The sequence below is a fragment of the Streptomyces sp. NPDC002057 genome (assembly GCF_040296665.1).
GTDB lineage: Bacteria > Actinomycetota > Actinomycetes > Streptomycetales > Streptomycetaceae > Streptomyces.
In genome coordinates this window covers 56,351-66,321 of record NZ_JBEOXR010000030.1, presented here as the reverse complement: position 1 = coordinate 66,321, position 9,971 = coordinate 56,351, and the positions used below count along the sequence as shown (strand labels likewise).

General features: G+C 71.5%; 7 protein-coding genes and 3 tRNA genes. 4 read left to right on the top strand and 6 right to left on the bottom strand.

Features of this window, described 5'->3' with window-relative positions; all coding sequences use genetic code 11:
• The 3 genes from ABT129_RS22930 to ABT129_RS22920 all read right to left on the bottom strand — a co-directional run.
• Positions 1–1,828 (bottom strand): DEAD/DEAH box helicase (locus tag ABT129_RS22930; protein WP_351904526.1); only part of this gene is annotated, 1,828 nt, incomplete at its 3' end.
• Between the two features lie 197 nt (positions 1,829–2,025).
• A complete protein-coding gene (locus tag ABT129_RS22925) occupies positions 2,026–2,715 on the bottom strand; it encodes a hypothetical protein (RefSeq protein ID WP_351904523.1) in 690 nt (229 codons plus the stop codon).
• A 107-nt stretch (positions 2,716–2,822) separates the two neighbouring features.
• Complete coding sequence (locus ABT129_RS22920; protein ID WP_033208941.1) at positions 2,823–3,173, bottom strand: metallopeptidase family protein; 351 nt, start codon at positions 3,171–3,173, stop codon at positions 2,823–2,825.
• A 104-nt stretch (positions 3,174–3,277) separates the two neighbouring features.
• On the opposite strand from ABT129_RS22920, the gene ABT129_RS22915 reads away from it, so the two are divergent.
• From ABT129_RS22915 to ABT129_RS22905, 3 genes are all read left to right on the top strand, one after another.
• Positions 3,278–3,350, top strand: a tRNA-Glu gene (locus ABT129_RS22915).
• Positions 3,351–3,390: 40 nt separating this feature from the next.
• Positions 3,391–3,464, top strand: a tRNA-Asp gene (locus tag ABT129_RS22910).
• Between the two features lie 22 nt (positions 3,465–3,486).
• A tRNA-Phe gene (locus ABT129_RS22905) sits at positions 3,487–3,560 on the top strand.
• Positions 3,561–3,797: 237 nt separating this feature from the next.
• On the opposite strand, the gene ABT129_RS22900 is transcribed toward ABT129_RS22905, so the two are convergent.
• The 3 genes from ABT129_RS22900 to ABT129_RS22890 are packed head-to-tail and all read right to left on the bottom strand — an operon-like array spanning position 3,798 to position 5,873.
• On the bottom strand, positions 3,798–4,640 hold the full coding sequence (locus ABT129_RS22900; protein WP_351904520.1) for a cytochrome c biogenesis CcdA family protein: 843 nt from the start codon (positions 4,638–4,640) through the stop codon (positions 3,798–3,800).
• Positions 4,637–5,419, bottom strand: coding sequence for a DsbA family protein (locus ABT129_RS22895; RefSeq protein ID WP_351904517.1), 783 nt, complete (start codon positions 5,417–5,419; stop codon positions 4,637–4,639). The genes ABT129_RS22900 and ABT129_RS22895 overlap by 4 nt, the downstream gene beginning before the upstream one ends.
• A 58-nt stretch (positions 5,420–5,477) precedes the next feature.
• Positions 5,478–5,873: a hypothetical protein gene (locus ABT129_RS22890; protein WP_351904514.1), complete on the bottom strand. Its 396-nt coding sequence runs from the start codon at positions 5,871–5,873 to the stop codon at positions 5,478–5,480.
• A 123-nt stretch (positions 5,874–5,996) separates the two neighbouring features.
• On the opposite strand from ABT129_RS22890, the gene hrpA reads away from it, so the two are divergent.
• Positions 5,997–9,950, top strand: a complete 3,954-nt coding sequence (gene hrpA, locus ABT129_RS22885) for an ATP-dependent RNA helicase HrpA (RefSeq protein ID WP_351904511.1) — start codon at positions 5,997–5,999, stop codon at positions 9,948–9,950.
• The last annotated feature ends 21 nt before the right edge of the window (positions 9,951–9,971 follow it).

Below are 9,971 nucleotides of genomic sequence, written 5' to 3'. Positions count from 1 at the left end.
CACCACGGTCGTCACGGTTGAAGCCACCCGACGGACGGTCGTCACGACGGAAGCCACCGGACGGACGGTCGTTGTCGCGACGGAAACCACCACGGTCACCGCCACGGTCACCGCCGCGGAAACCACCGCGGTCGTCACGGTTGAAGCCACCGCGGTCGCCACCACGGTCACGACGCTCGTAGTTGCCCCGCTCGTCGCGGGCCGGACGCTCCTCGCGGCGCTGCTCCTCGGCGCGGGCGGCGCGCTCGGCCTCCACCGCGGCGGCGGCGACCTCGGCCTCGGCGGCCTCGGTCACCTCGGCGACAGCGGCCTCCGGGTCCTCGCCACGCTCACGGGCGGCGCGGGCCACCAGGCGGTCGGCCTCCTCGCGGAGCTCGACGGCGCGGCGCTGCAGGCGCTCCAGCTGCTTGGTCAGGTCGACGACCTCGCGCTCGGCCTGCTTGGCCGAGTTGTTCGCCGAGTCGGCCTGGACCTCGGTCAGCGAACGGGCGCCGGTGATCTCGGCGACCTCGGGGTCGAAGGCGCCGGCACCGCCGACGATGTGGCGCGAGGCGTCGACGCCCGCGTCCTCCATCAGACGGAAGATCTGGCGGCGCTGGTGCGGCAGGGCCAGGGAGACCACGACACCGGAGCGGCCGGCACGGGCGGTACGGCCCGAGCGGTGCAGGTAGTCCTTGTGGTCGCCGGCCGGGTCCACGTTGAGGACCAGGTCGATGCCGTCGACGTGGATGCCTCGGGCGGCGACGTCGGTCGCGACGAGCGCGTTGACGTAGCCCTTCTTGAAGTCTTCGAGGACGCGCGTACGGGCGCCCTGCGTCATGCCGCCGTGCAGCGCGTCGGCCTTGACGCCCGAGTCCTGCAGCTGCTCGGCGATGCGGTCGGCGCCCAGCTGGGTGCGGACGAAGATGATCGTGCGGCCCTTGCGCGCGGCGATGGCGGCCGTGACCGGGGCCTTGTCCTTCGGCTTCACGACGAGGACGTGGTGGGTCATGGTGGTGACGGCACCGGCGGAGGGGTCGACCTCGTGGGTGACGGGGTTCACCAGGTAGCGCTTGACCAGGCTGTCGATCTCGTTCTCCAGGGTGGCGGAGAAGAGCAGTCGCTGGCCGCCCACCGGGATTTGGTCGAGCAGCTCGGTGACCTCGGGCATGAAGCCCAGGTCGGCCATCTGGTCGGCCTCGTCGAGGACGGCGATCTTGACGGCCTCGAGGGAGCAGGCACCGCGGTTGATGATGTCGCGGAGGCGGCCCGGGGTGGCGACGAGGATGTCGACACCGCGCTCCAGGGCGTAGATCTGGTTGCCCATGGACGTACCGCCGCAGACGACCTTCATCTTGAGGCCGAGCACGTCGCCGTAGGGCTGGAGGGCGTCCGCCACCTGCATGGCGAGCTCACGGGTCGGGGTGAGGATGACGCCGCGGGGCTTCTTCTTGTCGGTGTGACCGCCGGCCAGGGTGGCGAGCAGCGGCAGACCGAAGGAGAGGGTCTTGCCGGAGCCGGTACGGCCACGGCCGAGGATGTCCTTGCCGGCCAGGGCGTCCGGGATGGTCGCCGCCTGGATCGGGAACGGGGACGTGACGCCGTTCTGCTCGAGCTTGCGCACGATGCCGTCCGGCAGACCGAGGTCGCCGAAGGTGATGGTGGGCTCGGCGGGCTCCTCGACGGAGTCGTCCGAGTCGAGGTCGAGGTCGATGTCGATGTCGTCGAGGGTGTCGACGAGCTCGTCGGCGTCGATGACGGCCGTCGTGACGATCTCGGTGGCCGCTACGGCCTCGACGATCTCGTCGTTCTCGGGCATGACGGCGTGGTCAGAACTGAAAATGGACATGCGAAATGCGAAACCTTCCGGAGTCTCGGCACGCGCCCGTCAACTCCGTGATTTCGCAAACGACCGCCTCAATGCGGTCAGCCACGGCTAGGGAGAGTACGCGCCACGCGGCGCTCTTCTGTGTCGGCGCCGGGCAATGGGATCAAACGATCTACCACCATACGCACCCTCCCCCACCTATGGCAAATCGGACTCCGTCACACCGGTCCGACCTGGGGAGACGCCATCGGCTCGGGGGGTGCTCCAGGCCCGTCCGCCGCCCGCAGCGCACCCATCTGGGTGTCGGCCCCGGGCGCCGGCGGATCGGTGGGGTTCGAGGTCGGCTCCGGCGTCGGCTCCGGGGTCGGGACGGTCGGCTCCGGCGTCGGCTCGGGGCTCGGGACCGTCGGCTCCGGCGTCGGGGTGGCACCGCCGCCGGTGTCGCCCGAGCCGCCGCCGTTCCCGCCGCTGCCGCCGCCCGCGCTGCCGCTCCCGCCGCTCCCGCTCCCCGCGGAGCCGCCCGCGGCTCCGCCCGGGCCGTCCGAGCCGCCGGTCGGCTGCGGCTTCGACGGGCCGGGGCCACCCGGACCCTCCACCGGCAGCACCGCGCCCGCGGAGGGCTTCGCCGTGCCCGAGGGCGAGCCGGTCGGCACCGGGGACTCGCTGCCCGAGCCGGCCACGTCCGGTCCGCCCGCGCCCGGCCGGCCGTTCCAGGACCCGCCGCCACCGCCGGGCAGACCGCCACCGCCGCCGCCGGAGTCGGTCGCCACGCCCCGCTTCCCGCCGGACGCGCCGGGCGTCGGCTTCGCCCCCTCGTCACTCACACTCATACAGCCGCTCAGACCGGCACAGGCCGCGACGGCCAGCGCGGTGGCGGCCCATCTCACCGGGGTGGGCAAATGGCGCACGGGGGCACCTCCAGGACACAACAGGCAGGAACGGAACGCGTTGCACTGCCCAACTCCCCTGACGCCACAAGGGACACGCCCGGAGCCCAACCCGCCCGGACGTCGGCTCAGCCGTAGCCGAGCGCGTGCAGCCGCTCGTCGTCGATGCCGAAGTGGTGGGCGATCTCGTGCACCACGGTGATCTCGGTCTCCGCGACCACGTCCTCCCGCGACTCGCACATCCGCAGCGTCGGCCCCCGGTAGATCGTGATGCGGTCGGGCAGCACACCGGCGTACCACTCACCGCGCTCGGTCAGCGGCGTCCCCTCGTAGAGCCCGAGCAGCTCGGGATCGTCGGGGGCCGGCTCGTCCTCCACGAACACGGCGACGTTGTCCATCAGCCGCGTCAGCTCCGGCGGAATCCGGTCCAGGGCCTCGGCGACCAGCTCTTCGAACTCCTCGCGCGTCATCTCCAGCACGCGCCCATTGTCCCCCCGCCGGAAACCGTTTTGGCGATAGCGGCCGCCATCCCATATGCTTCTCACGTCCCCGACGCACTGAGAAGTGCGCAGGTGAGCCTCTAGCCCTCATCGTCTAGTGGCCCAGGACGCCGCCCTTTCAAGGCGGTAGCACGGGTTCGAATCCCGTTGGGGGCACGCATCACCGTGTGCGAGACTAGTGATCGCGCACAAGCTTGGCTCTGTGGAGCAGTTGGTTAGCTCGCCACCCTGTCAAGGTGGAGGTCGCGGGTTCAAGTCCCGTCAGAGTCGCTGAAGCTGGAAACGGCTTCGTGGCTGGGTAGCTCAGTTGGTACGAGCGATCGCCTGAAAAGCGATAGGTCGCCGGTTCGACCCCGGCCCCAGCCACAAACAGAAGGCCCCGTTCGAAAGAACGGGGCCTTCTTCGTGTTCCGGCGATCCGGTACGGGAAGGGCCTCGCCGCCCCCGGTCCGCACGGCGGCTCCGTACGGGAAGGGCCCCCGCACCCGCCCCGCCTCCGTACGGGAAGGGCCCCCGCATCTCCCCCACCTCCGTACTGGGAAGGGCCCCCGTACCTGCCCCATCTCCGTACGGGGAAGGGGCACGCGCCCCTCCCCCGTACCGTCACGCCTCCTCGCGCTCCCGCGCCCGGCTCCCCCGCCTGCCCCGCAGGGCGAGCAGCAGCGCCACCGCGGCCACCACCGCGACGAGCAGCGCCCAGTCCGGGACCGCACGGCCGAGCGAGGCCACCCGCTGCTCCACCGCGAACGAGTCGTCCACCGAGAGCAGTCCCGGCAGCGCGGTCGTCCCGTCGAAGACCAGGAAGAGCGTGCCGAGGGCCACGAAGAACAGGCCCGAGAGCAGCGAGGTCGAGTGGAGCGTGAGCGGGCCGACCCGGAGCGGGCGCCCGCGCAGCCAGCGCCGCCGGCCCAGGTCGTACCGCTCCCAGAGCAGCGCGAGCACGAACAGCGGGACGGCCATGCCGAGCGCGTACACGGCGAGGAGCAGTCCCCCGTACGCCGGGCTGCCGCTCAGCGCCGCCACCGTCAGGACGCTGCCGAGGATCGGGCCCGCGCAGAACCCGGCGAGGCCGTAGACCAGCCCGAGGGCGTAGACGGAGAACGCCGACGTCGGCCGGATGCGGCCGCTCGCCTCGGCCATCCGCCGGGAGGCGAAGCCCAGGCCGAGGATCTGGAGGAGACCGAGCCCGATGATCAGCCAGCCGCCGACGGTGACGAGCAGGTCCCGGTGGCCGTAGAAGAGGCGGCCCGCGAAGGACCCGGCCGCGCCGAGCGGGACGAGGGTCGTCGCCAGGCCCGCGTAGAGGATGCCGGTCCTGGCCACCAGCTTCGCGCGCGTGTCGACGGAGTACGCGAAGAAGGCGGGCAGGAGGAGGGCGCTGCACGGGCTGAGCAGGGCGAGCAGACCGCCCAGGAAGGCGGCGAAGTAGCCGATGCCGGCGGTCACGGCGTGCCCGGGGAGGGCTTCGCGGAACCGGTCGCCGCCGGCCCGCCCCCGCCCCCGCTCGCCTTCGCCTTCGCGGCCTTCGCCGCCGCCTCGATCGTCTCCGTGAAGGTCTCCAGGGGCTGCGCGCCCGCGATCGGCCGGCCGTTGACCAGGAAGGACGGGGTGGAGGTGGCGCCGAGGGAGTACCCCTGCTCCTGGTCCGCGCGGACCGCCTCACGGGCCGCCGCCCCGTCGGTGTCCTTCGCGAACCGGGCCGCGTCGGGGACGCCCGCCTCCTCGGCGAGGGCGGCGAGCCGCTCCTTCCCGAAGCCCTTCTCCTTGGCGCCCTCGGCGTAGGCGGCCCGGTGGAACTGCCAGAAGCGGCCCTGCTGCCCGGCCGCCCAGGAGGCGCGGGCGACCGCCTCCGACTCCTCTCCGAAGATCGGGAAGTTCCGCCACTCGATGCGCAGGGTGCCGTCGTCCACGTACTTCTTCACCAGGACCGGCTCGGTGTCCCGGGCGAACTTCCCGCAGTAGCCGCACTTGAAGTCGGCGTACTCGATGAGCACGACGGGCGCGTCGGCCCGGCCGAGGGCGAGCCGGTCGGAGGCGTCCCGGCGGGCGTACGCCTCCAGTTCGGCGTAGACGCCGGCGGACGGGTCGGCGGAGACCTCGGCGACGGCCGAGGAACCCGAGGCGCCGGGAGCGGCGGGCTTGGTGGCGGTGTACGAGACGACGCCGAGCAGGACGGCGGCGGCCGCCACCCCGGAGACGATCACGATCGGCTTGGACTTGGACATGCGGAAGTGCTCCTGAAAGGGCGGGACGGAGAAGGAGGGACGGAGGGCGGCCGTCCGTCTACACCCTCAGGACCGACAGCTCCACGGGGGACGGCGGTACGCGCGCGGGCGGCTCCCGCCCCGGCGAAGCGCCCCGGCCGTCCGGCTCCGTCGCCCGGGCCCCGCACGGCGTCCGGTCGGCGGCGAGCGCGGGCAGCAGCTCCGCGAAGCCGCTCGCACGGGGCGGTACGACGGGCCCCGCGGCCCCCTCCCCTGCGGTACGGCCCGGATCGCAGCCCGGCACGCCCGCGCCCGCGACGGGCGCGGCCGTCGGAGGGACACCCGGGACCGGGGCGGCCGCCGGGGCCGCGGTCGTCGCCGCGTCCCGACCGGCCGTCGGACCGCAGACCAGGAGGCCGAGCACCAGCGCCACGAGCGCGACGAACGCCGCCGGCACGCGGGTGGTGCAGAACATGCGAAACCTCTCCGGTCCGGTCGACGTGCCCGAAATAGTACGCACCCCGGCCCCCGCCCCCGGAGAGGCCGCTCGTAAATCGGTTCGCCGCTTCTCGGCCGCAGGTGCGATCCTGGACTCCGTATGTCTACTTCCTTCGCCGCCCTCCAGTCCGTCCTGGCCGAGGTCTCGCTGCGGGACTCCCACCGGCTCGGCCGCCGTCTCGAAGGCGCCCGCCGCATCCGCAAGCCCGAGGCCCGCGAGGCCGTCCTGGACGAGATCGCCGTCGAGGCGGCCAAGGCCAAGGAACGCGTCGACGGGCGCGCCTCCCGCGTGCCCGCGGTCACCTACCCCGAGCAGCTGCCCGTCTCGCAGAAGAAGGACGAGATCCTGGAGGCGATACGCGACCACCAGGTCGTGATCGTCGCCGGTGAGACGGGCTCCGGGAAGACCACCCAGATCCCGAAGATCTGTCTGGAGCTCGGCCGGGGCGTCCGGGGCATGATCGGGCACACCCAGCCCCGCCGGATCGCCGCCCGCACGGTCGCCGAGCGGGTCGCCGAGGAGCTGCGGACCCCGCTGGGCGAGGCCGTCGGCTGGAAGGTCCGGTTCACCGACCAGGTGAACCCCGACGCGACCTTCGTGAAGCTGATGACGGACGGCATCCTGCTCGCCGAGATCCAGACGGACCGCGAGCTGCGCGCCTACGACACGATCATCATCGACGAGGCCCACGAGCGGTCCCTCAACATCGACTTCCTGCTCGGCTATCTGGCCCAGCTGCTGCCCAAGCGCCCCGACCTCAAGGTCGTCATCACCTCCGCGACGATCGACCCGGAGCGTTTCTCCCGCCACTTCGGCGAAGCCCCGATCGTCGAGGTCTCCGGCCGTACGTACCCGGTCGAGGTCCGCTACCGGCCCCTCCTCGAAGAGGACTCCGAAGAGGCCGACCGGGACCAGATCACCGCGATCTGCGAGGCCGTCGACGAACTGCAGTCCGAGGGACCGGGCGACGTCCTGGTCTTCCTCTCCGGCGAGCGCGAGATCCGGGACACCGCGGACGCCCTCCTCAAACGGCAGCTCCGCAACACCGAGGTCCTCCCGCTCTACGCGCGCCTCTCCCACGCCGAGCAGCACCGGGTCTTCCAGGCGCACTCCGGCCGCCGGATCGTCCTCGCCACGAACGTCGCCGAGACGTCCCTGACCGTTCCCGGCATCAAGTACGTGATCGATCCGGGCACCGCCCGCATCTCCCGCTACTCGCACCGCACCAAGGTGCAGCGGCTGCCGATCGAGGCCGTCAGCCAGGCCAGCGCCAACCAGCGCAAGGGCCGCTGCGGCCGTACGTCCGACGGCATCTGCATCCGGCTCTACTCGGAGGACGACTTCCTCTCCCGGCCGGAGTTCACGGACGCCGAGATCCTCCGTACCAACCTCGCCTCCGTCATCCTCCAGATGACCGCGGCCGGGCTCGGCGAGATCGAGAAGTTCCCCTTCATCGACCCGCCGGACCACCGCAACATCCGGGACGGCGTGCAGCTCCTCCAGGAGCTCGGCGCGATCGAACCGGAGGAGAAGTCCCCCCAGGAGGGGAAGCGGGGGCAGCGGCTCACCCCGCAGGGCCGGAAGCTCTCCCAGCTGCCCGTGGACCCGCGGCTCGCCCGCATGGTCCTGGAGGCCGACAAGAACGGCTGTGTCCGCGAGGTCATGGTGATCGCGGCCGCGCTCTCCATCCAGGACCCGCGCGAGCGGCCGGCGGAGAAGCAGACGCAGGCCGACCAGCAGCACGCCCGGTTCAAGGACGAGACGAGCGACTTCCTCGCCTACCTGAACCTCTGGCGGTACGTCCGCGAGCAGCAGAAGGAGCGCGGCTCGTCCTCGTTCCGCCGGATGTGCAAGCAGGAGTACCTGAACTTCCTGCGCATCCGCGAGTGGCAGGACATCTACGCCCAGCTGCGGACGGTCGCGAAGCAGATGGGCATTCATCTGAACGAAGAGGACGCGCCGGAGCAGTCCGTCCACGTCTCCCTCCTCGCCGGTCTGCTCAGCCACATCGGCATGAAGGACGTGAAGGACGGCGCCAAGAACGACTACCTGGGTGCCCGCGGCGCCAAGTTCGCGCTCTTCCCCGGCTCCGCGCTCTTCAAGAAGCCCCCGCGCTTCGTCATGTCGGCGGAGCTGGTGGAGACCTCGCGCCTCTGGGCCCGGGTCAACGCGCGCGTGGAGCCCGAGTGGATCGAGCCGCTCGCCCAGCACCTGATCAAGAAGACGTACAGCGAACCGCACTGGGAGAAGGACCAGGCGGCCGTGATGGCCTTCGAGAAGGTGACGCTGTACGGCGTCCCGATCATCGCCGACCGCAAGGTGAACTACGGCCGGATCGACCCCGAGGTCTCCCGCGACCTGTTCATCAGGAACGCGCTCGTCGAGGGCGACTGGCGCACCCACCACAAGTTCTTCGCGGACAACCGCAAGCTCCTCACCGAGGTCGAGGAGCTGGAACACCGGGCGCGCCGCCGGGACATCCTCGTCGACGACGAGACCCTCTTCGACTTCTACGACAAGCGCGTCCCCGAGCACATCGTGTCCGGAGCCCACTTCGACTCCTGGTGGAAGCACAAGCGCCACGAGGAGCCGGAGTTCCTCGACTTCGAGCGCGAGATGCTCATCAACGAGAAGGCCGCAGGGGTCACCAAGGACGACTACCCGGACTCCTGGCGGCAGGGCCCGCTGAAGTTCCGGGTGACGTACCAGTTCGAGCCGGGCGCGGACGCCGACGGCGTGACCGTCCACGTCCCGCTCCAGGTGCTGAACCAGGTGACGGACGAGGGCTTCGAGTGGCAGATCCCGGGTCTGCGCGCGGAGGTCGTCACCGAGCTGATCCGCTCCCTGCCGAAGCCGATCCGCCGCCACTACGTCCCCGCGCCGAACTTCGCGTCCCGCTTCCTGGACGTCGTCGTGCCGGTGCAGGAGCCGCTCGCGGGGGCGCTGGCCCGCGAACTCCAGCGGATGGTCGGGGTGCCGGTCACGGCCGAGGACTTCGACTGGGCGAAGGTCCCCGAACACCTCAAGGTGACCTTCCGGATCGTCGACGAGCGGCGCAGGAAGCTCGCCGAGGACAAGGACCTGGAGACGCTGCGGCTGCAGCTGCGCCCCAAGGCCCGCAAGGCCCTCTCCCAGGCCGCCGCGGCGGCCACCGGGGGTCCGGACGGCTCCGGGCCCTCCCTGGAGCGCACGGGGCTCACGGACTGGACGATCGGCACGCTCACGAAGGTCTTCGAGACCAAGCGGGGCGGCCAGCCGGTCAAGGCGTACCCGGCGCTGGTCGACGAGGGCGCGACCGTCGCCGTCCGGCTCTTCGACACGGAGGCCGAGCAGGCTCTGGCGATGTGGCGGGGCACCCGGAAGCTGATCATGCTGAACATCCCGGTGAATCCGGCGAAGTTCGCCTCGGACAAGCTGACCAACCAGCAGAAGCTGGCCCTGTCCTCGAACCCGCACGGCTCGATCCAGGCCCTCTTCGACGACTGCGCGACCGCCGCGGCCGACCGGCTGATCGCCGAGCACGGGGGTCCGGCCTGGGACGAGGAGTCCTTCCGGAAGCTGTTCGACAAGGTCCGCGCGGACCTGGTGGACACGACGGTACGGACGGTGGGCCAGGTCCAGCAGATCCTGGCGGCCTGGCAGGCCTGCCAGCGCCGGCTCAAGTCCACCAACAGCCTGGCCCTGATCAACAACCTGACCGACGTGCGCGAGCAGCTGGCCTGGCTGATGCCGGCGGGCTTCGTCACCCGGACGGGGCTCAAGCGGCTCCCGGACCTGATGCGCTATCTGGTGGCGGTGGACCGGCGGCTCCAGCAGATGCCGACCGGGGTGCAGCGGGACACCACCCGGACCGAGAAGGTCCACGAGATGCTGGACGAGTACGCCTGGCTGCTCGAACAGCTCCCGAAGGGCCGCCCGGTGCCGTCCGAGGTCACCGACATCCGCTGGATGATCGAGGAGCTGCGGGTGAGCTACTTCGCGCACGCGCTGGGCACGGCCTACCCGATCTCGGACAAGCGGATCGTGAAGGCGATCGACGCGGCGGCCCCCTGACCGGCCTGACCGGTGGTGAGT